This window comes from Verrucomicrobium sp. BvORR106 (assembly GCF_000739655.1).
Lineage (GTDB): Bacteria > Verrucomicrobiota > Verrucomicrobiia > Verrucomicrobiales > Verrucomicrobiaceae > Verrucomicrobium.
This window is the reverse complement of sequence record NZ_BATR01000040.1, coordinates 18,101-43,007: the sequence shown is the minus strand read 5'-3', so window position 1 is coordinate 43,007 and position 24,907 is coordinate 18,101. Positions and strand designations below refer to the sequence as shown.

General features: G+C 63.5%; 18 protein-coding genes. 12 read left to right on the top strand and 6 right to left on the bottom strand.

Annotated elements, in window-relative coordinates:
* Positions 1 to 162: 162 nt before the first annotated feature.
* From BV106_RS06245 to BV106_RS06210, 8 genes are all read left to right on the top strand, one after another.
* Positions 163 to 1,746, top strand: a complete 1,584-nt coding sequence (locus BV106_RS06245) for an AAA family ATPase (protein WP_038162135.1) — start codon at positions 163 to 165, stop codon at positions 1,744 to 1,746.
* Between the two features lie 141 nt (positions 1,747 to 1,887).
* Positions 1,888 to 2,964 carry a hypothetical protein gene (locus tag BV106_RS06240; protein ID WP_038162132.1) on the top strand — a complete coding sequence of 359 codons (1,077 nt, stop codon included), beginning with the start codon at positions 1,888 to 1,890 and terminating at the stop codon, positions 2,962 to 2,964.
* On the top strand, positions 2,961 to 4,850 hold the full coding sequence (locus BV106_RS06235) for a hypothetical protein (protein WP_038162129.1): 1,890 nt from the start codon (positions 2,961 to 2,963) through the stop codon (positions 4,848 to 4,850). The genes BV106_RS06240 and BV106_RS06235 overlap by 4 nt, the downstream gene beginning before the upstream one ends.
* Positions 4,847 to 5,875: a radical SAM protein gene (locus BV106_RS06230; RefSeq protein ID WP_038162125.1), complete on the top strand. Its 1,029-nt coding sequence runs from the start codon at positions 4,847 to 4,849 to the stop codon at positions 5,873 to 5,875. The genes BV106_RS06235 and BV106_RS06230 overlap by 4 nt, the downstream gene beginning before the upstream one ends.
* Before the next feature lie 79 nt (positions 5,876 to 5,954).
* Complete coding sequence (locus BV106_RS06225) at positions 5,955 to 6,539, top strand: hypothetical protein (protein ID WP_038162122.1); 585 nt, start codon at positions 5,955 to 5,957, stop codon at positions 6,537 to 6,539.
* Positions 6,540 to 6,548: 9 nt separating this feature from the next.
* Positions 6,549 to 7,910, top strand: a complete 1,362-nt coding sequence (locus BV106_RS06220; RefSeq protein ID WP_038162119.1) for an AMP-binding protein — start codon at positions 6,549 to 6,551, stop codon at positions 7,908 to 7,910.
* Positions 7,907 to 8,539, top strand: coding sequence for a nicotinamide riboside transporter PnuC (pnuC, locus tag BV106_RS06215; RefSeq protein WP_038162115.1), 633 nt, complete (start codon positions 7,907 to 7,909; stop codon positions 8,537 to 8,539). The genes BV106_RS06220 and pnuC overlap by 4 nt, the downstream gene beginning before the upstream one ends.
* On the top strand, positions 8,536 to 9,570 hold the full coding sequence (locus BV106_RS06210) for an AAA family ATPase (RefSeq protein WP_081891550.1): 1,035 nt from the start codon (positions 8,536 to 8,538) through the stop codon (positions 9,568 to 9,570). The genes pnuC and BV106_RS06210 overlap by 4 nt, the downstream gene beginning before the upstream one ends.
* Before the next feature lie 532 nt (positions 9,571 to 10,102).
* On the opposite strand, the gene BV106_RS06205 is transcribed toward BV106_RS06210, so the two are convergent.
* Positions 10,103 to 12,613 (bottom strand): VIT domain-containing protein, encoded by a 2,511-nt coding sequence (locus BV106_RS06205; protein ID WP_265595384.1) that lies wholly within the window; start codon positions 12,611 to 12,613, stop codon positions 10,103 to 10,105.
* Positions 12,614 to 13,213: 600 nt separating this feature from the next.
* Here BV106_RS06205 and BV106_RS06200 point away from each other — a divergent pair.
* Positions 13,214 to 13,849, top strand: a complete 636-nt coding sequence (locus BV106_RS06200) for a DUF4412 domain-containing protein (RefSeq protein WP_038162111.1) — start codon at positions 13,214 to 13,216, stop codon at positions 13,847 to 13,849.
* Between the two features lie 32 nt (positions 13,850 to 13,881).
* On the opposite strand, the gene BV106_RS06195 is transcribed toward BV106_RS06200, so the two are convergent.
* Together BV106_RS06195 and BV106_RS06190 are read right to left on the bottom strand one after the other, a co-directional pair.
* Complete coding sequence (locus tag BV106_RS06195; RefSeq protein ID WP_038162108.1) at positions 13,882 to 14,274, bottom strand: hypothetical protein; 393 nt, start codon at positions 14,272 to 14,274, stop codon at positions 13,882 to 13,884.
* 47 nt (positions 14,275 to 14,321) lie between these two features.
* Positions 14,322 to 15,176: a TIGR02587 family membrane protein gene (locus BV106_RS06190; RefSeq protein WP_038162105.1), complete on the bottom strand. Its 855-nt coding sequence runs from the start codon at positions 15,174 to 15,176 to the stop codon at positions 14,322 to 14,324.
* 386 nt (positions 15,177 to 15,562) lie between these two features.
* On the opposite strand from BV106_RS06190, the gene BV106_RS06185 reads away from it, so the two are divergent.
* Positions 15,563 to 15,757, top strand: coding sequence for a hypothetical protein (locus tag BV106_RS06185; protein ID WP_038162102.1), 195 nt, complete (start codon positions 15,563 to 15,565; stop codon positions 15,755 to 15,757).
* 237 nt (positions 15,758 to 15,994) lie between these two features.
* Here the strand turns inward: BV106_RS06185 and BV106_RS06180 are convergent, their stop codons facing one another.
* Complete coding sequence (locus tag BV106_RS06180; protein WP_038162100.1) at positions 15,995 to 17,293, bottom strand: PQQ-binding-like beta-propeller repeat protein; 1,299 nt, start codon at positions 17,291 to 17,293, stop codon at positions 15,995 to 15,997.
* Positions 17,294 to 17,493: 200 nt separating this feature from the next.
* Between BV106_RS06180 and BV106_RS06175 the strand changes: the two genes are divergently transcribed.
* Together BV106_RS06175 and BV106_RS06170 are read left to right on the top strand one after the other, a co-directional pair.
* Positions 17,494 to 21,612: a tetratricopeptide repeat protein gene (locus tag BV106_RS06175; protein WP_038162097.1), complete on the top strand. Its 4,119-nt coding sequence runs from the start codon at positions 17,494 to 17,496 to the stop codon at positions 21,610 to 21,612.
* Between the two features lie 141 nt (positions 21,613 to 21,753).
* A complete protein-coding gene (locus BV106_RS06170) occupies positions 21,754 to 22,467 on the top strand; it encodes an ATP-dependent Clp protease proteolytic subunit (protein WP_038162094.1) in 714 nt (237 codons plus the stop codon).
* Positions 22,468 to 23,107: 640 nt separating this feature from the next.
* Here the strand turns inward: BV106_RS06170 and BV106_RS06165 are convergent.
* Positions 23,108 to 23,563, bottom strand: coding sequence for a hypothetical protein (locus BV106_RS06165; protein ID WP_038162090.1), 456 nt, complete (start codon positions 23,561 to 23,563; stop codon positions 23,108 to 23,110).
* Between the two features lie 18 nt (positions 23,564 to 23,581).
* Entirely contained in the window at positions 23,582 to 24,856 is a 1,275-nt protein-coding gene (locus tag BV106_RS06160; protein ID WP_038162087.1) for a hypothetical protein, read from the bottom strand.
* Between the last annotated feature and the right edge of the window lie 51 nt (positions 24,857 to 24,907).

The following is a 24,907-nucleotide window of genomic DNA, read 5'->3' as shown; positions in this document are numbered from 1 at the left end:
TCTGAGGTTCGGCGGAGGGGCGCTCCTGCCCCGTTGGCGATATAGGAGAAGCAACGCTTCCCATTTGCCTCCGCCCGCCGTTCCGTGTTGAATTCTGCCGTGCCTGCCGCGCCCCCACGACGCGGCATTTCACGCCAAGCCCCCCTCGACAACTGACTCCCCATGGCCTTGCGAGATCTCTTTCAGCGCCTGTCCCAGGCTCCCACGAACCCCCACACCGCCCCGGTCAGCCGGCAGTTTGATGTGGCTGATCTCTACCGGGGGCCGGTGTCCGACACCGCCGCGACCGGCACGGGCGGAGGGCTGCCGCTGGATGAAAAGCTGCGGCAGGCGTACTTCTGGATCGTCAACACGGCGATCATCAGCCCGCACTATGATGTGGAGTACAACACGGAGCCGCCCCGCTCCTTTGTGCTGGGCGACTCCAAGAGCCGGCTGACCCTCCCTTCCTCGCAGAGCTACTCCAGCTTTGTGCTGCTGCCGCTGCTGACCTTCGCCACGCGGCGCAAGTGCCTTTTCATCGGCGGGCCGGGCCGCGGCAAGACAGCGAGCGCCCTGCTCATGGGCGTGCTGGGTGGCTACCCGGTGCGGGAGGTGCGGCGGGCCATGCTGCATGGTCACCCACAGATGACCATCGCCGACCTGCTGGGCAATCCCCTGCCAGCGGACCTGGTGAACGCGCAGGACATCAAGGACATCCGCATCGCCTGGCGCGGCTGGCTGGACATGCGGGTGAAGATCATCGACGAATACAACCGCATCCCCACCCGCACCCAGAGCGCCCTGCTGACGGTGATGGGTGACAACTACGCGGAGATCATGGACCACATCCATGAGTGCCCGGAAGCGGCGTGGTTCCTGACGGCAAATGACGACCAGGGCGGCGGCACGTACCAGGTCATCGAGGCGTTGCGCGACCGTATCGACGTGGTGGTGCAGGCGCTGGCCTTCAACCCCCGTTTCCTCTCCGATCTGGTGACACGGATCGAGGAAAGGATCCGCCCCGAGGAAGTGGTGCCCAAGCAGATCATCTTCACCGAGACCGAGATCGACCGCCTGCAGGATGAGATCCGCACGGTGGCGCTGCCTGTCCAGGTGCGGCGGCGGCTGGAGTTCTTCACCAGTCAGTTTGAGTTTTGCGAGGTGGCAGGCGAGCAGTTCGAGTACAAAACGAAGGACACCGCCCGCCTGGCGGGGGTGGAATGGGCCACGCTCACCGCCCGCGACACGGGGCGCGACAAGATCAAGGACCTGGGCTGCCAGACCCGCAACGGTCTCTCCGTCCGGGCGCTCATGACCATCATCCACTACGCGAAGGCGATCGCCTACTTCCGCGGCAACCCCGAGGTGGAGCTGGAGGACCTGCGGCAGATCCTGCCGTTCGTGCTGTTCGACAAGCTCGTGCAGGACGTGGACGCGCCGTTCTTCGAAAGCCCGGGCAACACCGCCTTCCGCTCCGACCGCGTGGGCTGGCTGCGCCGGGTCTTCGACCTGAGCTGTGCGGAGTACGACCGCCTGAACCTGGATCGCGACGATCCCGTGGCCCAACTGGCCAGCGAGTTCCGCCTGGGGCTGGACGGCGTGGCCGAATCCGAAGTGGCCTCCCGCCTCGTGAGGATCGAGCGACTCATCACCGACTGGGCCCGGGGCAACAAGCTGTACGGCCATCTCTACGACGACATGCTGAAGCTGAAGTACCTGCACCAGCGGTACACGAACTACCTGCGATGGCTGAAGAGCCGGTAATTCAGTAATTCGGTAAGCCAGTAATTCAGTAGCTCAGTGATTCAGTGAACCGGGATGCGGGCGAGTCGTTGAATCCAGAATCTTCCCCTCCTCTGTGCTCTCTGTGTCTCTGTGGTTAAACAGAATGGACCTCTTTCCCCCATGATCTCCGCAGTCTTCACCGCCATCCTCAAGTCCGGTCGCGAGGAGTTCAACGCCCAGTACGCGCTGGCGAAGAAACAGTTCCCGGCGCTGGAGGCGGAGGCGTTCTCCAACTTCCTGCAGGCCACGGTGGATCCGCTGGTGGCGACGGTGCATTCCACGAACCCTGAGGCTGCGGGACCGGTGGCGCAGGCGGCGTATGAAGTGGGGCTGGAGCTGGTGGCCCAACGGCTGGTGGGGGCACAGGCCCGGCACCCGTGGATTCAGCAACTCTGGGACGAGGTCTTGCCCGTAGCGGAGCAGCACGTGACGGCGGCACCGCGTGAGGTGATCGGCGCCCTGAGCAATGCAGCCCACCAACTGGGCAGCGTGCCCGGGGCCCGGCCACGGGACTGGCTGGCCCTGCTCACCCACGTGGCCCCACTGTCGGACAGCGCAGGAAGCTTTCTCAAAGCCGGACAGGTGGCGGCCTGGCGTTGCGGGCTGGCCCACTACCGGGAGAGTGCCCTGGCGGTGGCGGACACGCTGCCTCCCGCGCTGGCGCTGGCGGCGCTGACCGTGCCGGGGAAGGTCAACGGAGATCCGGCTTCCCACTTTGCGGAATCCCCCGCGCCGGATACCGCTACCTGGCCAGAGATCCGTCAGCGCCTGCAAGACGAGCGCTGGACCCGGGGACTGGGAAACAACGGTCGGAACCACTCCGGCCGGAGTGATCCGAGCGCCCCGAGGCTGATGCGGCGCACGGGGGCCTTCCGCGGTTTTGGCGGGCTGTTTCCTGAACCTCCCCGTCTGGTGGTGGCGCAGGACCAGCTCTATGTGCGCAGCGGCAATGACGGCTGGTTGCTCACGGCAGACGCCTTTGGTGCGACCTTCCACCGCGCCACGCTGGAGGAGCTGGCCGCCGCCCGTCCGCAGATCCCGCAGGTGCCTGCCGGCGTGGAGGTACCTGAGGACATCGGCCCCGTGACCAGCGTGGCCCGGCTGGACCACACCGTGGCCATCACTGGGGCGCTGACCCATGCGGTGCTGCTCTACGCCGTGCCGGGCCACGGAGGGGAAGAGGGCGACGAACCATGAAACGCAAACCGCATCGGTTCGATCCCCAACAACTGGAGGCGCTGCGTCTCCGGTGGGTGGAGCAATGGCCCGCCGCGCTGGAGGCGTGGAGCCGCTTCACCCGGTTGAGCCCACCCCGGCTCTGCCTGACACCGGAAGAGGAGCGCCGCGAGGGTCTGGCCGGGAGTTTTGCGATGATCCGTCTCGCGGACCAGGCGGTGGTGGTGAGCCTGGCGGAGGTAATGGCCTCCGATGTGGCGGAGCTGGGGGTCGAGATCCTGGCCCACGAGATCGGCCACCACGTGCTGGCCCCGGCCAACCTGACCGACCACGGCCGCATGCTCTCCCGCATGCGCTGGGGCCTGCCCACGCTGGAGGCCATGGCCCCCATGGTGGCGAATCTGTACACGGACCTCCTCATCAACGACCGCCTGCAACGCAGCGCGGGCCTGCGCATGGATGAGGTGTACCGCCGCATCCGCAAACAACAGGAGGGCTCCGCCGATGGCGCGGTGTGGAAGCTCTACATGCGGATCTATGAAATACTGTGGCGGCTGGAGCGCGGTTCGCTGGCAGGCAGCGTGGATGACCGCACAGACGGCGATGCCTGGCTGGGGGCGCGGCTCATCCGCGTGTACTCCCGCGACTGGCTCCAGGGCAGCGGACGTTTTGCCGCGCTGCTCCTGCCGCATCTGCTGGAGGACAAGAAGTCCCAGGAGCTGCTGGAGAAGTTCTTCGACACCAAGGGCGCAGCCGTGGGTGGCGAGATCACCGGTCTCACGGAAATGGAACCGGGCGAGAAGGAGGGGGCGATCCATCCCGCGCTGGATCCGGAACTGAACGGCGAGTCCACGGGAGCCGACGCGGACACCGAAGTCGCAGCAGACATTCTGCCCTCCATGGTACCCGCCAATCAGCAGGCGCGGGGACAGGCACGACAGCCGTTTGAATACGGCGAGCTCCTGCGCGCAGCCGGAGTGCCCATCAGCGATCACGATGCCGCGGTGCGTTATTACCGCGAACAGGCCCTGCCCCATCTCATCCCCTTCCCCACACGGGAACTGCCCCGCAGCTCTGATCCCCTGCCGGAGGGGCTGGAGCCCTGGGCGCTGGGCGATCCCATGGATGCATTGGACTGGATGCAGAGTGTGCTGATCAGCCCCAAGGTCATCCCCGGTGTGACCACGGTGCAGCGCATCTGGGGTGAGAGCGAGGGCGTGGAGCCCCGCAAGGAACCGCTGGATCTGGACATCTATGTGGATAGCTCCGGCTCCATGGCCAATCCGCAGAGGCTCATCTCCTACCCTGCCCTGGCGGGTGCGATCATCTGCCTCTCCGCCCTGCGCACCGGCGCACGCGTACAGGCCACCCTGTGGAGCTGGAAGCAGCAATACACCACGACCCCGGGTTTTGTGCGGGATGAGGTGTCCATCCTGCGCGTGCTCACCGGCTACTTCGGCGGAGGCACGGCGTTCCCCATCCACCAGCTCCGCGATACCTTTGGCCCGCGCCCACCGGATGCCCGGCCCGCGCACATCCTCATCATCTCTGACGACGGGGTGGACACGCTCTTCCAACAGGATGAGAAGGGCAACTCTGGCTGGGACGTGAGCGCCATGGCCCTGGAGAAGGCGCGCGGCGGCGGCACCATGGTGCTGAACCTGGCCCAGAACTGGGAGCAGCATGCATCGACCTATGCCTCGTTCGCCGCCATCAAGAAAGCCCGCGATGAACAAGGCTGGAACGTGCACCGGGTGGCCACCTGGGAGGATCTGGTGGCCTTTGCCCGGGCCTTCAGCCGGCAGCACTACGGCCGGGGCCAGCAGAACGCCCGTCCTGTGCGACCTCGAACCTCCATCAGCGGACCCGCCGGCAACGGTGCCCCCCGCCCTCCCATCCAACTGTGAACTCCCTGGCGTCAGATTCCCAGGATCCACTGGTGGTGGTGTGGCGTGTGACGGAGCGCTGCAATCTGCGGTGCCCTTTCTGCGCCTATGACGCCCGGCTGGAGCGCCCCCGGGGTGTGGCGGATCCGGCCGAGATCCGCCGTTTTGCCGCCGTGCTGGCCGACTGGTCCCAAACCACGGGTCGCCCGGTGCTGCTGAGCTGGCTGGGTGGGGAACCGCTGCTGTGGAAGCCGCTGGAGGCGCTCACCCGCCACTGCCGGGATGATCTGAACCTCCGCCTCAGCACGACGACGAACGGCACCACGCTGCATCGCGCCGAGGTGCAGGCGCACCTCCAGGAATACTACACCGAGTTGACCGTGAGCGTGGACGGCCCTGCCGCCATTCACGATGCCCTGCGTGGACAAGCCGGGCTGCATGACCGCCTGCGCACCGGCGTGCAGGCCCTGGCACGACAGAAACACCTCACGGGCCACGGCCCCCTGCTGCGGGCGAATGTGGTGCTCTTCCGGGAGACGGTGACTGCCTTCCCCGCGCTCTGCCAGAGTCTCGCGGACTGGGGCATCGAGGAAATCACGTGCAACCAGCTCGGCGGGCTGGACCGGCCGGAGTATTACCCGGACCACCGGCTCCTCCCGACCCAGGTGGACTGGTTGACCGCCCGCTGGCTTGGCTGGCAACAGCGGCTGGCCGATCAAGGGGTGCGCCTGCTGGGCGGGGCTGCCTATCTGCAACGCCTGGCCATGACCGCCCAGGGCCGCCATCTGCCCGTGGCAGACTGTCACCCGGGACAGCGCTTTCTCTTTGTGGATGAAGCTGGCCGCATCGCGCTGTGCAGCTACACGCCGGAGGCCTATGGCGTGCCCATCTCAGAACTGCGGACCGCACGTGATCTGTTGTCCCTGCCGGACCGGTTTCGTCGGCTTCGCAACGGCCGGCGTGCCGCCGCGTGTGAAGACTGTCACAGCACCCAAGTTTGTGCGAAGTTCACGACTGTCGAGGTAGACGTTAGGAGTTATGGGTGATGAGTTCAGCCTTGATCCCTCCCGCCCCGCATTCCGCATTCATAATTCATAATTCATAATTCATAATTGCCTTAGCTCCATGACCCACGAAGGCCCCCCGCTCGAAACCCTGCTGCACCGGCTCGCGGAGACGCCGGCTGAGTTTCTGGATGAACCGAAGATCGGCTCCAAGGGACGGGTGCATGTGGACTCCGTGGTGGCAGATCTGCTGCGGCTGCACGGTGCCGCCCCTACGCCCTCCGAGATGGCAGCCTTCACCGGCAAGGATGCCTCCCGGGATCGCAACCGGCTGGCCGTCACCCTCCTGCTCACGTGGCTGGCAGCGGACGAGTGGTTCATCAAACACCGGTTCAATGCCGCCACACTCCTGCCGCTGCTGGAAGGCACGGCCCGCGAGCTGGCGGAGCAGACGGTGGCGGGTGCCTTCCTCACCGACCCGGACCGGAGCGAGGAAATCACCCGCATCACCCTGGCGCGGCTGGACTTCCGCCCCGAGGGCGAATCGTCCGCCCAGGCTCAGGACCGCCTCACCAGCCTGAGCGCCACGGAGCGGGCCCGCGTCATCGCCGCCGCCCGGGCTGCCGAGCTGCGGGCCCGGGCCATCCGCGAGGCGCTGGCCAAGAAGGCGGCGGAGGAATCGGCTGACAAATACACCCGCGAATAAATTCTCCGCATGGACGCCGATCCCCAGCCCACCGACCTGGACCGCTACCCCACCCTGACGCCAGCGGGGCAGCGCCTGCTGAGCTTTCTGAAGGAGCATCCCCATGCCCCGATCTACCGCAATGAAAGCGGCAACCGCCTGCTGCCCGAGGAAGTGACGCGCGTGCGGTCCTTTGAAAGCGAGGTGGCCGCGGCCGCCATCGACTGGCGCGCGGGGGAACCGCCGCGCTGGCTGGAGGAGTTCACCGCCAGCACCTATGCCGACGTGCCGCACTACCGCCGACAGGGCACGCCACCCGCGAGGTTCGAGGACATTCTCTCCATCTCCCGCGCAGACCTGAGCCGGGACATTGCCTCCTTCGTGCCGGACAGCGTGCCGGTGGAGCGGATGATCAACTTCCGCACCAGCGGCACAAGCGGGCATCCCCTGCTGCTGGCCTCCCACCCCGTGGTGGCAGCCTCGTACCTGGCCTTTCACAAGCGGGCCCTGCGCCGTCACGGCATCACGCTGCTGGCGGGCGCGGGCGAGGTGGGGGTGGTGCTGATCGGTCACCAGAAGAAGTGCTTCACCTATGTCTCCGTGACGCCCACGATGAATGAGGCGGGGCTGGCCAAGATCAACCTGCACCCGGACGACTGGCGCGATCCCGAGGACCGGGCAAAGTACCTCGACGATCTGAAGGCGGAGGTGTACACGGGCGATCCCATCTCCTTTGCCGAGCTCCTCACCCTGCCCGTGACCTGGCGGCCGAGGGCGCTCCTGAGCACGTCCATGACACTGCTGCCAGGGCTGCGCCAGCGACTCGAAGAACGCTTCCAGTGCCCAGTGCTGGACCTGTACTCCATGAACGAGGCGGGGCCCATCGCCGTGGCAGATCCCGCCGCGGGCGGACATGTGCTGCTACAACCCCGCATGTATGTGGAGATCCTGGATGAAGAAGACCGCCCCCTGCCCCCCGGCGAGCGGGGCGAGGTGACGCTGACGGGCGGGTTCAACTTCTGCCTGCCGCTGCTGCGCTATCGCACCGGAGATCATGCCGCGCTGGACTTCAGCGGCCCGGAACCGGTACTGGTGGGCCTGCAGGGGCGCCCCCCCGTGCGGTATCGAACCACCTCGGGTTCATGGATCAACAACATCGAGATCACCCACGCGCTGCGCCCCCTGGCCCTGCCCCAATGGACCGTGCATCAAGCGGCGGACGGAACCGTGACGTTCCGTCATGCCGGCATGGACTCTCTGAACACCCAACTGCGGCAGATTCTGCAATCGATCCTTGGCGACGGCCAGCGTCTCCATGTTGAACAACAAGCCTTCCTGGATGGCAAGGTCATCCAATACACCTCGGATCTCGCCGATCCTGCCACCACATGAATCTGGATCTGATCCTGGAAATCGCCGCCAACACCGTCAACGCCCTGTCCATCCTGCTGGCAGGACGCAACAGCGTGCACACCTGGTGGACGGGCATCCTGGGCTGCGCGCTGTTTGCCCAGGTATTCTATGACGCGAACTTATATGCCGATGTGGCGCTACAGTTCTTCTTCATCGCCGCCAGTGCCCTAGGCTGGTGGCGCTGGCTGCACGGTGGCAGCAAGGGTCTGGCGCAGACCGAGTTGCCGATCCGCCGCACGCCGCCGATGATGGGTCTGGTGCTGGTGATGGCAGCCCTGGCCGTGGCGGGGGCCTACGGGCTCATGCTGCACCATTACACCGATGCCTATGCGCCCTACTGGGACTCCACCGTGCTGACCTTCAGCGTGGTGGCCCAGTTCCTTCTGGTGGGCCGTCGGGTGGAGAACTGGTGGTGCTGGCTGGTGGTGAACACGATCTCCGTGCCGCTCTTTGCCAGTCGCGGGCTCTATGTCACTGCGGGCCTGTACTTCGCCTTCTGGATCAATGCCGTGATTTCCCTGTGGCACTGGCACCGGCTGTTGCGGGCGCAACAGGCCAGCGCAGCGGCATCCACCCCGGAGGCGGGCTCCGCCTCTGCTGTGGCATGATCACGGGCCGCTTTCAGCGTGGTCTGGTGGTGGGCAAGTTCTGCCCACTGCACAAGGGTCATGAGGCCGTGATCCGCCGCGCCCTGGCGGAATGTGAGACCGTGGTGGTGGTGAGCTACACCGTGCCGGAGTTCCCGGGTTGTGAACCGGAGAAGCGGGCGGCGTGGCTGGAGAGCTTGTTTCCAGAAACCACCCGCATCGTACTGGACGCGGACAATCCCTGGGGTTTGGTGCCACCGCCCAATGACGATCCCGATGAATCGCGGCACCGCCGGTTTGTCGGCCAGGTGTGCCGGGAGGTGCTGCGCGCCACCGTGGATGCGGTGTTCACCAGTGAAGCCTACGGTGAGGGATTCGCGGCCGAGCTGACCCGTTACTTCCGTGAAGAAACCCCCGCTCACCCGGTAGTGACCCATGTATCGGTGGACCCTGCAAGAACCGCCCTGCCCGTGAGCGGCACCGCCTTGCGGGCAGATCCCCATGGCCTGCGGCAGTGGTTGTCCCCCGTGGTCTATGCCTCCTTTGTGAAACGTATCTGCCTCCTGGGCGGAGAGTCCTCCGGCAAAAGCACGCTGGCCACCGCGCTGGCGCAGAAATACGACACGCTGTATGTCACGGAGTACGGTCGAGAGCTCTGGGTGAACCAGGGCGGCCATCTGGCGTATGCGGACCTGCTGCACATCGGAGTCGTGCAGGTGGCCAGGGAGGAAGAGTCCGCTGGCAGGGCGAACCGCTATCTGTTCTGCGACACCTCGCCGTTGACCACCTTGTTTTACTGCCTGGAAGATCACGGCCGGGCCGAACCCGACCTGTGGACCCTGGCGAAGCGGAAGTACGACGTTTACGTGCTCTGTGCCCCGGACATCCCCTTTGACCAGGACGGCACCCGCCGGGACCAGGCGTTCCGCCAGCAACAGCACGACTGGTACGAGGAACAACTCACCGCCATGGGGGAGACGTGGGTGGAGGTGCAGGGCAATGTTGCAGAGCGGGTGAGGCAGGTGGAGGCGTGCCTGCGCGGGGCAAAGTAGCGCCCGCTTCGCGGGAGACAGAAGAGTAGAAGACTCCAGACACAAGACCTGAGCTCACGCATCAAAGAGGCCGCAAAGCGGGGTTGGTCAGTAAAAGGAGTGAGGGACATTTCTGTCCCGGTCCCGTCGTGTTACCCACGTCAAACAACGCCAAGCTAAAGCCCAGCACTACTTTGAGCTGCCGCCTGCGGCGTAGTCCGGTTGTGCCAACCGGCTTTGGGAGCGGAGAGATACGGCGTCTTGGGCCTTTGATCGCGATGTGGTCTGCCGCGTCAGGGGCACGCGTCCGACCGGGACAGGAATGTCCCTCACTCCTGTTACTGATCAGTTCCGTTGGGTGCGGGCTCTTGTGCGTCAGTTCAGTTCAGCTCAGGTCTTGTGTCTGGAGTCTTCCAGTCTTGTGTCTCCGCACAGCGGTGGAATGTCCCTCACTCCTTTTACTGACCGCGGGATCGGAAGCTCAAAGTAGTGCAGAGCTTCAGCTCGGTATTGGAAGCGTGGAGTGGCACGACTGACGAGCTAAAGCTCTAGACTACTTTGCTCCGCGCCGCCGCCGCCGGAGCAGCGCCCACCCCAGTCCCACCACCAGCAACAAGGCACGGGAGGGTTCAGGAACAACACTGGGAATCTTGGGGCTGGAGTCAGGATCTGCCTGCTTGAGACCCGCCGCCGCATATTGCTGCTTCGTCTCCAGCACCACGGCCCCAGAATACGGCGTGACCAGTTGGTAGTGGGCCGCTCGTTTTGCCTGGGCGTCCGGCACGACATTCACCCCTTTGAACGCATCCATCACTTCTTCATAGACCTGCTGACGGACAAGCTGATCCCACACCTGAACTCCCTCTTGGGGGGCCATGTCACTGCGCGTGTAGCGGTATCGCCACCGCTCTCCTCCGCCCACAATGGAGGCCAGGTGAGCTTTCAATCCCACAGGCGTCCCGTTCCAGCGCATGCCGCTGCGAAGTTCGGTGGATTGATAGAGCTGCTCCAGCAACCGGTTGGGACCGGGCACCATCTCCACCGTGTGCAGGGTGGGTGGCGCAGAAAGCTTGGCGAGATACTCCACAAGCTCGGTCGGATAGCTCTCCGAATTTTGAACTGCCACAGCCCTGGTGGGAGTCTCGCGTGACGGCGGAAGGACGTCGCGACGATCAAAGGCCCACGGTTGCGGGCCGTGCATCCAGATCAGCGTGGCAGGCACTTGCTCCCCGCCGGAGGGAAGAGCCTGCTTCAAACCCTTCAGAAGGGCCGGGGAGTTGTCCCGACCACCGACAAATGCCTTGGGCACGATCCGCTGAGCCAGAGCATCGCGGCCGAAGATCAGCGGCTCGCCGTCAGTGGCCATGACGACTTCCAGCTTGAGGTTCGAGGGAATTGCCTCAATGGCATTACGGATGGCTTCGGCATGCCCCCGGAGACGAAACGAGCCGTCCAAGACCACCACCACCCGAGCGGCGGGTGCCTGCTGAATGGACTCCCGCACACGTGCCAGGTAGGCAGGCTGCGTCCCACCGGGCGCATTGGCGGCAAAGGGATCCTTCGCCCAGACCAGCGGGGCGGGGTCTCCTGATGGAAGCACCCGCTCCCCCAGAAGGGTGGTGTCATTTGCCTCCCGTGTCTCCACGGCTCCACGGTCGCGCTGGCATGAGACTGCATGTTTGAATCCCGGGAGAATGGCAAAATTGCGCTCCAGGAAGGCAGGGAGGGCCAGCTGACCCGTGTGGTCAGGCTCCCCTACCAGGGGCGCGGTGATGCCCAGGCGGATTTTCATCTTACCGCCCGCCGGCACGGGAAAGCACTGCACCGCCACCCGATCAGGACCGCTCATGTTCACCATCACGGGATCCCGCTGCTCCACCACGACCACTTGCCGGTAGGCGGCCTTCACTTGGGCCCTGGCCCCGAAGGCAGCCTCCTGCACCTGACCATCGATCCAGAGATTCACCCGGGAGACAAATCCACCAGGTGGCAGCAGGATCTGGCAGCGGGCTTCCTGTGCACTGCTGTGGACGTTGCCAAACTCCAGCGTCCACTCGCCGTAGGCCTGGGCCGCGACCGAGTCGAGATGCCACTGCATGCTCGAGGTCGCGAGAGATAGTCCTCGAACTCTGGCCCCCACCGAATCTCCACCCCGCTCCGCATCCCAATCCACTCCATCGAGTGAACCATCTCGCTGGATGCCTTCGTTCATCCCCAATAGTCTGAACTGTGACGTGCGAGGTGGACGCGCCTCATTGAAGGGCATGCCCGTGACTTTGAAGTAAATCTCCCGGGCTTGGTTAAACCCAATCGGGCCTCCCGGCAGGACTTCGCGGAACGAGAACGGAACGCCTTCTCTGCCAAAGAGCAGCGCAAGGCTGGGGCCCTGAAGTCCGGAAGATCCGGCCTCATAGCTTTGGCGCAGCAGCATGTCTTCACGACCGGTCTTGCGCAAGATCTGCAGTGCTGTGGTTTGTGCAGGGTGGCCTCTGGCGGCGGCGCCCTCAATCCAGAACTCCGTCCAGAGCAGCGGCCCTTCCGCGATCAAGAGCATAGCGATCCCGGCCATCCAGCCATAGCGGCCTTTCCTGATGCAACGAGCAGCGACAGGATCTGGAAGAGAGGCGCGAATCCGTGAGAGGGATCCCGTAGCAACTGCCAAGCCGACGAAGCCCGCCAACGGCCCCAAGCTGGCCAGGATCAGCACGATAAACAGGGCCTCTTTGCTGAAGATCATCGCCAACGAAAACGGCAGGAGCAGACACGCGACCATGCTGACCCAGGCGAAAGTGACGTTGTAGAGAAGGATGACGGGCCAGGCAATGCGGTTGACCCACGACAGCCGTTCGATCGCCTGCTCAGACGGATTCTTCCACAAACGCAAAGTGAGGAAGCAGGTGATGGGCACCGGCAAGATCGCCAGATAGTGCCACCAGGTGGGCAGAGGATCAAAGAACGTGCTGGAGCACGCATGTGTCAGGCCTTCAAACACCAGGGTGATGATGGGCAAGATCACCCCGAGCCAGAGCGATGCTCTGGCCAGAAAATTGGCAAATCGGGTCATATTTTTCATCGATCTTGCCACAAGACTGGAACATGCGGAATCAGAATTCTGAGCGTGTGTGACTGGCCCGCTTCGAGGAAGACGCCAGACTGCCAGACGCAAGACTTGAGCTGGCGCACGGAAGTCCCCCTCCAACGAAGCGGTCAGTAAAAGGAGCGAAGGACATTCTTGTCCCGGTCGGACGCGTGCCCCTGACGTGGCAGACCACATCGCGCTCAAAGGCCCAAGACGCAATATTCCTCCGCTCACGGAGCCGGTTGGCACAACCGGACTACGCCGCAGGCGGCAGCTCAAAGTAGTGCTGGGCTTTAGCCTGGCGTTGTTTGACGTGGGTAGCACGACGGGACCGGGACAAGAATGTCCCTCACTCCTTTTACTGATCAGTTCCGTTGGGCACGGGCTCTTGGGCGTCAGTTCAGCTCAAGTCTTGTGTCTCCGCACAGCGGTGGAAATCGTTGATGCAGAAACAATTACCTCCAGCCCGGCTCGCGAGGAAGCCGACCGCGAGGCGACGGCGGAGGAGGCCTTTTGCTCCATCTGAGATCCAGTCACACACGTAATCCGTCACAAACCGCGGAAAACGCAAATGCATCCAGTAGTATGAAGACGAGCCCAATCCTCCGCCCCCTGCTCGGCATGGCTGTGGCCAGTGCCGCGATTCTCTGCACCGCTGGTCCTCTGCGGGCTGGCCTGGTGTTGGAGCAGACGGTGGAGGGATCTGAAGTCCGCAGCGAAACCGTGATGCGCATTCAGGGCGGCATGATCCGCGCCGACATCTGTGAGGAGCTCAGCACGATCGCCAATACCAAAGCACGCGAAGTGATGACCGTGATGCACCCGGCCCGTGAAGTGACCGTCATGCGCCAGCCCCAGGTCACGGCGGATGCCGCGACCTCCCCCACGGCTCCGAAGTACACCGTCACGGGCACGACCGAAAAGGTGAACGGATACGAATGTGCGATCATCACCATGGAGGTGCTGGGCATGAAGTCCACCTTCTGGGTGGCGAAGGGCTACCCGGACTACGAACGCATCAAGGCCGAGCTGGCCACCGTGAAGACTGAAGGGGATGCGACCATCCTGCCCCCGGAGATGGATGGGATGATCCTCAAGAGCTGCACCGGCAGCGAAAGCTTCCCCTGCATCACGACGGTGAAGTCGGTGAAGTTCGAGGAGATTCCCGACTCCGCCTTTCAGGCCCCCGCTGGCTACACCGTGACCCGGGCCGCAGATTAAGTCACCGGGAGGCCCCGCTCGTCCTGAAAGCTCTAGGGTTCACGGAATGAACTCGCTCGCAGGCGTACGGTGTTCTGATCCGGTTTGGTCTTGAAGAAAAATCCGCCCCTACGTTCCGAGTGGGCAGGCAGGAAGTCCAGCGTGGCGCTGGCGGTCTCTGTCTGCCCTCCAGGCGTGGGCGACTCCCCGTCCACCACCACCTCCGCAGCGGTCTCACCACCGTCATTGCGAGCGAGGAACTTCAGCAGAAAGCCGTCCCCGCTGGGAGCGATGGAATCCACCTGGACCGTGATGCGCGGGGGCGATTGATCTCCCGCCACGGCATCCCACACCATCAGCCCGAGCACGGAGGCAAAGACCACCAGCCCGATGCCAGCAACGATCCATTCAGCGGGCGGGATGGGCGGCGAAGCTTTGGCGTTCATGGATTTGGGTGGGGATTGGTGTGATGGTCGGTGGAAGGCCTGCGCCGTCAGATGATGAGCCGGGCGGCGCCAGCTCCGACCGCGGCAGGGAAGCCCAACACAATGACAGTGCCCATCAACGTGGCGGGACCAGAGGAATCCGTGCGCTCAAACGCCCACAGGATGATGGCGCTGATCAACAGGGCGATGACATAACCCGGGATGGTGATGCGGAGGAACACACTCCAGAAGGGTGTGCCAGCGGGCACGTACGCCTTGCCAGACGACTCGACTGCATGCACAAACGCGTGCATCACCCCCAGGGAAAGGACGATCAATCCCAGCACGTGGGCCGGGGTCATCATGTAGGCGATGAGCATCATCTCATCCGTGGGGGCCATGCTCAGCGCCAGGAAGATGGCCCCCACCATCATGAGAAACAGCTCTCCCTGATATTTCCTGAATCGCTTTTGATCCGCTTCCCGCTCCTCCCGGGAGGCAAACTGTCCGGCGGCCAGCAGCGCCCCGATGCTGGCCGGCAGGGTCTGCAGCCCGATCTTACCCAACACCTCGCTCGCGGCCATGCCGGGCTCGATGAGGCCAAAGAGCAGCAGGATGACCCCGCTGGAGACAAAGCCCACGGCGCAGGCCACGAAGGTGTCCACCACGTCATCCACCCAGCCGAAGGTGGGCTCAAACCCCGAGTAGTGAGACAGCCCCACTAGCAGCGGGAAAGACAAGATGAACAGCAGGGCCAGGCGCCCGCGGTCAGCGTGAAACCCCAGCCACCACATCTCCATGGTCATGAGCAGGGGCAGGCCAAACACGATGGCCCCGGCGAAGGCGCGGGCCAGGCCACGCAGGAAATGACGGCTCGTGCCGCGGGGGGCGGGTTTCCGGGACGGGCTGGCGCGGCGGCTCATGAGGATGGGGGTCTTGAGGCCACCAGGGCCGTCTCTCCCGTTCCTTTACACATCGCGGACAGGCTCCGGCATGGATGCAGGCTGGCGCAAAACACCCTTGTCACTTCTCCACCGTTGTGGTGGACTTGGCTCATCCATGGAATCCAGCGAAGAACAGGATCGCATCCGGCTCTCCGCTGAGTGCTTCAATCTCACGTGGGACCTGCTGGTCAAAACTGATCGCAGCAAGGAGGAGGACACCAAGATGGTCCGTCTGGCCCTGGAGTCGCTGGAACACTGGGGCCAGCGAGCGGACGTGACGGATCGCAACCGTTCCATCGGCCACTGGCTGGTCTCACGGGCCTGCGCGGTGGCCGCGCCGGCATGCCGAGGCCTGGGAACACGGATTGCAAGCCCTGGAATTCGCCAGGGGGGACACGCCCTTCTACCTTGGCTACGCGCACGAGGCCCTGGCCCGTGCCGCGAAAGGCTTAAGACGACAGCAGGCGATGGAGGAGCATTTGAAGGAAGCCCGGGGTCTCGTGTCCCAGGTGCAGGATGCGGAGCGGCGGCTCATGTTGCGGGGCGATCTTGAGCGGTGAGCGGTGAGTAGTTAGAGGTAAGTGGTGGGATTCGAACCCGGAGGGTTCATGAGATAACGCGCCACTTCAAACTTCAAACTTCAAACTTCAAACTTCAAACTTCAAACTTCAAACTTCAAACTTCAAACTTCAAACTTCAAACTTCAAACTTCAAACTTCAAACTTCAAACTTCAAACTTCAAACTTCAAACTTCAAACTTCAAACTTCAAACTTCAAACTTCAAACCAAGAACCACGCTACCAAACCTGCCACACTCTCAGCTCCGAATCACTCCGGGCAAACACGCGGTTCCCGGCGAAGGCCGGATGCGCCCAGGTCTTGCCGATGATCTGGTGCCGGGCCAGCTCCTCCATCTTCTCGGGGGTGAAGCGGGCGTAGAAGAGTTCGCCACTGGCATTGAGGCCACAGGCGAGGTTCTGTTTTTCATCCAGCCAGACGAGGCTGATCTGGGGATTGCGATCCTTGGGCGTCAGCTGATGGCCGTCCTTCCACTGCACCTTGCCGTCCTGGAGGCGGAAGCAGATCACGCCCTCGGCCTTGGTGAGAAGGTACACATGACCGTCCTTGTACAGGGGCTGGCTCATGAGGCCGCAGAGCGTTTTTTCCTCGCTCCATGCCAGGCTCACCTCCTTGAGATCCTTTTCCCCCAGCCGCAGGGCGCGGGAGCCGTGCCAGTAGCCGGAGACGAAGAGCAGGCCTTCATGATAGAGCGGCTGGGCGATGGACACGCCGTACGTTATTTCATAGGGGAAGCGCCAGTGCTCCGCACCGGAGTCTGGGTTCAGGCTGGTGATGTGCTTGGGCCCCCACTGGATGAGTTGGGGACCTGCGGGCGACTGGATCACCACAGGGGTGCAGTAGCCGGCGGGATCGCTGCCGCCGCGCCAGCGCTCGCGCCCGCTGTGGCGATCAAGGGCAACCACGCTGCCATTCGGCTGCGCCCCACAATGCAGCAGTACCGTGTCCTTCCAGATGAAGGGAGAGGCGGCGAAGCCCCAGGTGGGGATGACGCCACCGTGATCCTTCACCAGATCCACCTGCCAGTGCACCTTGCCCGTGACGGCATCCAGGCACACGGCCACGCCGCGGGCTCCCAGAGTGTAGGCGCGCCCCTCATGCACGGTCACGGAGGCACGCGGCCCGTTGCCGTAGTCCATGGAGTCATAACTCGTCGGGTAGGAGTGCTCCCAGCGGAGCTTGCCAGTCGCTGCGTCAAAGCAGAGGATGCGTTCCACCTCCGCCTTGCCGGAGCCGGACTGGCGGTCCATCACATACACGCTCCCCTGGGCCACGGTCACGCCGCCGTAGCCGCCGCCCAGATCCGCCTTCCAGAGCAGGCGGGGTTCGCTTTCGGTGACGTCGCCAGGCACACCCGCAGGATTCCAGCCGCCATTGCCGTTGGGACCGCGAAAGCGCGGCCACTCCTCCGTCCCGCTGGCCTGGATGGAGGATGGAGCGGCGGCGCAGAGCGTCACGGCGACGGTCAGCGCAAGAAACGGCAACGAACGGGGGACAGAGGTGAACCGGTGGGGCATTGAGGGCGGGGCCAGAGGTTTCAAGCGACCGGGCAGGCTTCGCTCCCGCTGGTCAGGGAGTCATCACCCCAAAGAGGCCAAATCTTTCAAACGGATGCCCGCGTCCGCCCTGGGGCCATTCGGCCGGCGGTGCTTGCCGCTCGTGAAAAAGACGGAAAAACCTGGTTGCCTAGGCGCACCGGAGCAAGCTAGAAGGCTCCATGGAATTTACCCCCTTCCTACTGACAGAGACTTTCCAAAACCCGGCGGAAGAAGCAGGCGCCTACGTGGGCACCGTGTTCGCAACGTTGGGCACCCTCTTCGGCGTCGTCCGTTGTGCCCAGATCCTGCGCCGCCCCACCACCAGCACCTTGTGCGTCACGGCACTTCTGCTGGTGTTCATCGGGTGGGCACTCTCGTCTAGCGTCCGTCTCTTCACTTTGATGACCGGCTACCGGAGCGAGCTGCTGCACATCATCCTGAGTTTTGTGATGGTGGCGATCCTGATTGGCGGACTGGCGGTCGGGATTGTGGGCCTCTGTCTCTATGATGCCAGTCGCTACCGTCAGGGCAAGGCCCAGGCCATCTGGGCGATCGTTCTTTCATCAGTGATCGTCTTGAGCGTCGGTGTTGGCGCCGCGGTCAACATCGCGAGCAAGATCCAGCACAACGACGATGACTCCTCCTCCCTGGTGGATGGCGGAACCCCACGCGAGATCAAGAACGAGCAGTTCAACTTCTCTGTCACCGCCAACGACTCCTGGTGGGAGATCCCGAATCCCAAGCAGCTCAACAAGCTGTCCTGCATGGCCCTGCGGCTCAAGAATTCCGAGGTCTTCATGGTCGTGATCGCGGAGGAGGCAGGCATCGGAATCCGCCTGGAGGATCTGAGTGAGAGTGTCAGGATCGGAGCCCTCCCCAATACCAAGAACTCCAGGCAGACTCAGGAGAATGTGCAGATGAACGGGCTGGATTTTGTCAGGATCCAGACCCTGACCCGACCCGAAGGGGTGTTCATGAATGTGTACTATGACCAGTGGGTGGTCATGCATGGCGGCCGCTGCTGGCAGCTGCTTTTCTGGGGTGCGGAACAGCATGAGAAGAAGGTGCAGGAGCGGGCCACGGCCATGATGAGCACCTTCCGCGTGCTGAACAAAGACCGCATCCTGGGAGAGGCTGTCGAGAATCGGGCCAGACCGGAGCTGGGGTACGCCACTCATCTGGAGCCTGGCGCGTGGAACAAATGGTCCAACCCCGCAGAACTGACCGGGCTCGCTGATTTCTCCGCCCAACGGCACCTTGAGGCGTTTGTGGTCGTGCCGTTGCGGTTTGAGGAAGGTGCCGTCAGCCTCGATGCCGCGGCCAGTGCCCTGCTCTCCACCATCAATCTGGAGTATCCCACGAACAGTGAAGATCAGACCAGCTCGGAGAAGTCCTGGATACCCCCAGGCGCACCCTCTGGCGGCGCTGCGTCAGGGCTGGAGATCCGGCAGCAGCTCAAGCATGTGGATGGCACAACGTATCGCTACAAGGTCCGCGTGGCCCACTGGCCGACAGGGGCCGTGATGGTCGCGGGCTGGGTGCTTGAGGGCAAAGGAGACATGAAGCTGGTGGAGAACGCCATGTCCTCCGTGGAACTGCATGAACCGCGCGGAGCCGCACCGCCCATCGGCACCCCGGCCCTGAACGACTACGGAACGGCGTGCAACCAGATCGGCTTGCATCACTTCCAGCGGGAGGAGTATCCCACATCCGCGCGGTGGTTTAAGAAAGGGTTCGAGCAAACACACTCCGACCCCGTGATGCTGGAGAACTACGCGCACGCGCTGGAGAACGCGGAGCAGGCCGCCGAGGCGGTGGAGTACCTCAAACCATTCTCCGAAAGGTTCACCGAGCACCTGCCACTCGGAGTCCGGAGGGCCCGCCTCGCCGTGCTCACGGGGAAGACGGAGGAGGCGGAAAAACAATTCCTGGGGCTGCTCGACCAGGGGCTGAAGAATGAGGACGATCTGCTGGCCTGGATCAAACTGCTGGTCGCACGGGACGACTACAAGACCGCCCTTCACTCGGGGGAGGCCTGGCTGGCAAGACGCCCCAGCCTCAACGTGCGGCGCTGGCTGGCGCAGACCCTCTTCTCCAGTGGCGACCACAAGCTGGCGCTGCAGAAGTTTGAGGAAATTCTGGCGACGGATCCCGCCAACAAGCGGTCTGCCTATGACCTGGCCGAATACTGCAATGAAGCTGGCGAACACAATCGCGCGGCCGAGGTGGCGGAGAAGGTGCTCAAGGAAGAGACGGAATCCTACCGGGCGCTGATGGCCCTGGGCTGGAGCCAGATGGGCCGCAAGTGGTACAAGGATGCGAAGCTGACCTTTGAACGGGTGGCGCAAAAGAACCCCAAGGACAGCGATGTCCAGGGAGCCATCCGGTCCGCCTCAGCGGCGCTCGGGCAGGGCGACAACTCGGATATCAAGCAACTGCTGCCTCCGGTGGAAACCCCGCCAGAGGTGCTCTCGGCGCTGGAAGGGGTGAAGGTGCCGGACGCGTTCGAGGAAGGACAGTCCGCCGTCTCCCTGCTGCGCACGACGGGATATCACTACGCCAAGGGCAAGCCCTCACGGCGCACGTTGTTCCGGAAGGTGAAGGTGCTGGACAACCAGGGGGCGAAGGATCTGAGCTCGATGCAGTTCGCCTTCAACCCGCTGGCTGAGCGTATTTTCATGAACCGCCTGGAGGTCCGGGACGGCGACGGCAAGCTGATCTCCCAGGCCACGGTGGATGATGCCTATGTGCGGGATCTCCACGACGGAACTGCCAGCTCCGACCGCGTGCTGCATCTGCAGGTGGAGGGAGTGAAACCCGGCTACATCATCGAGTGTGAAGTCACCATCGAGGACCTGTCCACCGCCAGACACTTTGAGTTCACCCGCCGTCTGTTCGCCAATTCCGCACCGATCGAGAGAGAGGCGGTTTTCATCACCGGAGAGACCAGTGGAGTGAAGCACCACTTCGCCCAGGGGGAGTCTGCCCAGACCCTGCGGAACGACAAATTCCTGGCGTGGGTCATGCCGCCCCAAGCAACCACCGAGGTGGAGAGCTACTCGGTGTGGGGAGAGAGGCGATGCCCCATGCTGTGGATCGGTGGGGACGAGGGTGACTGGGCCGCCGTAGGGAAGGAGTATCTCCAGCAGATCCAGGATCGACTGGAGGCAAGCCAGGACCTCAAGGAACTCGCCGCCAAGCTGGTGGAGGGCATCAAGGATCCGCAGGCCCGGGTGGCGGTCCTGGCCAGGCATGTGCAGAAGGAGATCAGCTACAAAGCCATCGAATTCGGGGTGCGGGCCCGCCGCCCCAACGCTGGTTCCGATACGATCCGCTCCCGCTACGGTGACTGCAAGGACCATGCCCTGCTCCTGCATCTGCTGCTGAAGGCGGCGGATGTGCCCAGCCATCTGGCACTGGTGAACACGGACTGGGAGACCGCGCCCAGCCTGCCCTCTCTGGACCAGTTCAACCACATGGTGGTCCATGTGCCTGTGCTGGGTAAAAACTGGCTGCTTGATCCCACGGACAAGACGCTCAGCCTCTCCCGGTATCCCGCTCAGGTGGCCCTCCGCAGTGGAGCCCTCATCCTGGATCCCGCCGGCCCCCGTTTGATCTCCCCCAAGGGGAGCATGCCTGCGGGAAGTGGGGAGATGGAAAACCGCCGCACCGTCTCCATCAGCGAGCGTGACTGGGTGGTGGTGGATCAGCTGGAGCTCAATGGCTACTATGCCTCCGCCATCCGGGAGAGCTTTTCCGGGCTCACGCCCAAGGAACAGCAGGATCAGATCCAGTCCATCCTCGCTCAGTATGGCACCATCCAGGTGGAGTCCTTCCGCTTCGAGGCACTGGATGATCCGGACCTCCCTGCCCGGCTGGTGACGACTTACCGGGTGCGGGATGCCATTTCCGTGACCGGGACCGCACGCCAGGCCTCACTCCCCTCATGCTGGGAGGACGACTACCTCGCCACCAAATACATCAAAGACCGCAAGAGCCGGTTCGAGTTTCTCTACCCCTTGCATTTCAAGTCTCGCCTGACCTGGAAAATTCCCGCAGGACTGCGCGCTGAGGCCGTCAAAGCCCTGGCACAAAAGTCAGACTCCAAGTTCACCACCTGGCACCTCGCCCCCTCCGTCGCCGACGACGGTACGGTCACCGTGGATTTTGACTTCCAGAACCGAACGGGAGAGTTCCCGGCATCCGACTACGCTGAGTTTCATGATGCCTGGGAGGCTGCGCGCCGCTCGTGGACTCCGCCTCTGCAATGGGAAGAAGCCCCCGCCGGGAAGGAGTGAATGGCGACGGGAGAGGATTTTGCGCCTCTCCCGTCCACGGGCGCGGACCCGGCGTACTGCTACAATGGAGAGCCGCTCCAGAGCCCGGACTCGATTCCGCTGGGTTTGACAAACCCTTCACCACCCCCTTCATTCGTCCCTATGTCAACCACCGCCAATTTCCCCACCATGATTCAGCGCCCGTCCAACTACATCATCCCCACCGTGATTGAGGCGGAAGGACGCATGGAGCGTGCGTATGACATCTACTCACGCCTCCTCAAGGACCGCATCATTTTCATCGGCACCCCCATTGATGACCAGGTGGCCAACATCGTGATCGCCCAGCTTCTGTTCCTGCAGATGCAGGATCCGAAGAAGGACATCAACATCTACATCAACTCCCCCGGCGGCTCTGTGACCGCGGGCCTGGCCATCTACGACACCATGCAGTTCGTCACCTGTGACGTGAACACTTATTGCATCGGCATCGCCGCCAGCATGGGCGCCGTGCTCCTGACCGCCGGCACCAAGGGCAAGCGCTATGCGCTCCCGAACTCCCACATCATGATCCACCAGGTCAGCGGCGGTGCCCAGGGCACGGCCAGTGACGTGGAGCGCACCGTGGAGTTCATGTACCGCCTCAAGCGCCGTCTGAACAAGATCATCTCTCACCACACCGGCAAGACCGTGGAAGCCGTCGAGCGTGACGCCGACCGCGACTACTACATGAGCGGTGAGGAAGCCGCAGCCTACGGCCTCGTGGACAAGGTGTTGGACAACAAGAAAGAGTTCACGCCCGTCATGGAAGTCGTTAAAGATGCCACCGGCGGCGGCAACGGCGGCGGCGATGTCTCCCCGCAGACGTCTGTGTAGTCTGAATTTGAAACTGAAACAGAGGCTCCGCAGGGGGCCGTTGTTTCAGCGAACGCAGCTCGTTTTCACAAGCAAGGCAGGATCCGCAAGGGTCCTGCTTTTTTGTTTGTGGGCGGGAGCCGTGTCAGGTCAGGGGATGTGCCATGCAGTGAGGTGAATCGCCCCCGCCTCCTGTGCCTGCCGACACGCCTCATGTGATTTGGCCGCAGCGTAAAGGAGGCGGGGTCACCGGCCCCGCGGGCGAGCGAAGGGAAGGACTTCGCATGCGACGTCACCCATGACCGCCTGCAATGGTGTCTGGCAACAACCCGCCTGGGGTTTTTGTCTGGCACCCCTTCAGGGTGCAATCCTCTTTCCAAGCTTTCCAGGGACAGGGCTCGTCGAACTCGCCCAGTCCCTGGCTACCTTCTGGGATGCCTTCGGCATGGAGTTCGATTGGCAGTGGAAAGGCGGGCAGGTTGCGTCGATGACCGATCGAAATCGGAACACTGTGACGGAGCAATTGGATGCCGGAGGCATCCCAGCTATTAGCCGGGGGTTGAGCGTAGCGATACCCCCGGAGACCAAGAATTTGTCTTCACCCGGAGGGGTGACAGCAACGTGCGCCTGCATTTGGACCTCAAGACCCACTTTCCCTACCTCACTCCGAAAGCACCGCGCGGGCAAAGGACTGGATCTGCGCGGCAGCCAGCACGCCCAGCAGCGCGGCCTTCAGAAACTCCAGACCGATGTAGGCGTTGTGATGCCAGGAAGAGGCCACCACCTCACCCGCCAGCACGGCCTGCGCCCGCACATCCAGCGCGGGCATGAGGCCCCATACCTGAAAGGCTAACACCGCGGTGATGAGACCGAGCAGGACCAAGCTGCCCCGCGTACGCACCACGCGCAGCCGCATCATGAGGAACCAGGAGAACGCGCAACAGATCAGCTCCACCCGGTTCAACGCATGAAACACGAGCCGGCCGATGCTAAGCGCATGCTTGAGCTCCACGCCGGGGGCCTTGAACTTCAGCGGGGCTTCCACAAAGCTGATGGCACAAACAAACCCCAGCCAGAGCAGGGTGATGACAAAAGCATAGAGGGCAAAACGGCGCATGATGGGCGCGAGTATGACTCAGGGCGTCTGCTCGCGCCAGCACGCAGGCAGGTCTTTCTTGGTGGCCAGCAGGATGGTACGGATGTGCGTCCGCTCGCTCTCTGAGAGGCTGGCGAATTCCTTGTCCCGCCCGTCGTGACCGCGCAGGATCTGCCAGAGCTGGGAGTAGAACTCGTCCTTCATCTGCCGGGGCAGGGCCTCGAACGCCTGCGAGTAGATCATATAACTGCAGCGGTGTTTGAAGAGCCGCGTGCGAAGCTGGAAGTCCTTGAGTGAACGGCCCTCCTCTGTCTCCCGCCGGTTGCGGCGGAAGGCATCCTGAAAGGCGGGATCTCCCTCCACCCCGTCATCCTGTAGCGTGTATTCGCCCACAAAGAGCATCTGCCGCAGCAGCTTCTCCGCCAGGCTGCGCACCACGCTCTGCGCGGAGCCCTGAGGCACATCCGTGATGGGTTCGTTGAAGGCCTTCTGCAAATCCCGCTGGCGGGCCATGGCGGCGCGCGTGCTGCCAGCCGCATCTGTCAGCAGATTGTGCGTGCTGCACTGGTGCTCCAGCACCATGAGGGCCACCAGGTCGCTTGTCTTCGTCAGATAAGGCTGCGTGGAGATGATGTCCTGCAGGGAAGTGAGGTTGGCTCCTCGCTCCCGGTCCAGTTGCACGCCCGCCCCGGTCTCCTTGGCAATCGCGTTGCCCATGTGCCGGTCCTTGCCATGGCGGCCCGTCACATACCAGCCGCCCCAGCGTTCTGAAAGCGGGCTCTCGTGCGTGGTCACATGGCTCCCTTCACTGAGGATGGGCTGCCCGGAGGCATCGGCAAACACCGAGCGCACCAGCAGGCCCTTCACCCCTCCGGTGCGGGAGCTCTCATGGCAGCTCAGGCACTGCTCATCGGTGGCCAGCTCCGGGCGGTGCGGGGCGTCGGCACCGCCTCTTTGGCTCAAGGTGTAAAAGTGCGGCCCGGTCTCCGGGTCCATGCCGATTATCTCAATCATGCCGCCCTGCACCCAGCCGACGTACACCTCCTCAGAAAAATAGACGGCTCGGGGTCGCATCGGCCCGATCAACGCGTTCTGCAGGCTGGTCTTGGAGAACACCAGCACCTGCGAGGCCACCGGCACATCCAGCTCCTTGAGCACGGCGTTTAGAAACGTCTTCTCATCCCCTTCCACCGGAAGCTTCACCTGCCCGCTCTGCACCCGCTGCCAGAGCTTGGCCACGGGATCAGAAGATGTCTTCCACGGCTCGGCGGGTGCCGGGGTCGCCGCAGCAAGCGGCAGCGTACAGGCGAGCAAGGCGGCGCAGCATGAGGAAACAACGCGCCCCCACCGGCTGGAAGCCCGGGG

Bases quoted from the DNA above. Each gene is read 5' to 3' on its own strand.
- BV106_RS06245 (WP_038162135.1), top strand. From the start codon at position 163: ATGGCCTTGCGAGATCTCTTTCAGCGCCTGTCCCAGGCTCCCACGAAC.
- BV106_RS06240 (WP_038162132.1), top strand. From the start codon at position 1,888: ATGATCTCCGCAGTCTTCACCGCCATCCTCAAGTCCGGTCGCGAGGAG.
- BV106_RS06235 (WP_038162129.1), top strand. From the start codon at position 2,961: ATGAAACGCAAACCGCATCGGTTCGATCCCCAACAACTGGAGGCGCTG.
- BV106_RS06225 (WP_038162122.1), top strand. From the start codon at position 5,955: ATGACCCACGAAGGCCCCCCGCTCGAAACCCTGCTGCACCGGCTCGCG.
- BV106_RS06220 (WP_038162119.1), top strand. From the start codon at position 6,549: ATGGACGCCGATCCCCAGCCCACCGACCTGGACCGCTACCCCACCCTG.
- pnuC (WP_038162115.1), top strand. From the start codon at position 7,907: ATGAATCTGGATCTGATCCTGGAAATCGCCGCCAACACCGTCAACGCC.
- BV106_RS06210 (WP_081891550.1), top strand. From the start codon at position 8,536: ATGATCACGGGCCGCTTTCAGCGTGGTCTGGTGGTGGGCAAGTTCTGC.
- BV106_RS06205 (WP_265595384.1), bottom strand. From the start codon at position 12,613: ATGACCCGATTTGCCAATTTTCTGGCCAGAGCATCGCTCTGGCTCGGG.
- BV106_RS06200 (WP_038162111.1), top strand. From the start codon at position 13,214: ATGAAGACGAGCCCAATCCTCCGCCCCCTGCTCGGCATGGCTGTGGCC.
- BV106_RS06195 (WP_038162108.1), bottom strand. From the start codon at position 14,274: ATGAACGCCAAAGCTTCGCCGCCCATCCCGCCCGCTGAATGGATCGTT.
- BV106_RS06190 (WP_038162105.1), bottom strand. From the start codon at position 15,176: ATGAGCCGCCGCGCCAGCCCGTCCCGGAAACCCGCCCCCCGCGGCACG.
- BV106_RS06180 (WP_038162100.1), bottom strand. From the start codon at position 17,293: ATGCCCCACCGGTTCACCTCTGTCCCCCGTTCGTTGCCGTTTCTTGCG.
- BV106_RS06175 (WP_038162097.1), top strand. From the start codon at position 17,494: ATGGAATTTACCCCCTTCCTACTGACAGAGACTTTCCAAAACCCGGCG.
- BV106_RS06170 (WP_038162094.1), top strand. From the start codon at position 21,754: ATGTCAACCACCGCCAATTTCCCCACCATGATTCAGCGCCCGTCCAAC.
- BV106_RS06165 (WP_038162090.1), bottom strand. From the start codon at position 23,563: ATGCGCCGTTTTGCCCTCTATGCTTTTGTCATCACCCTGCTCTGGCTG.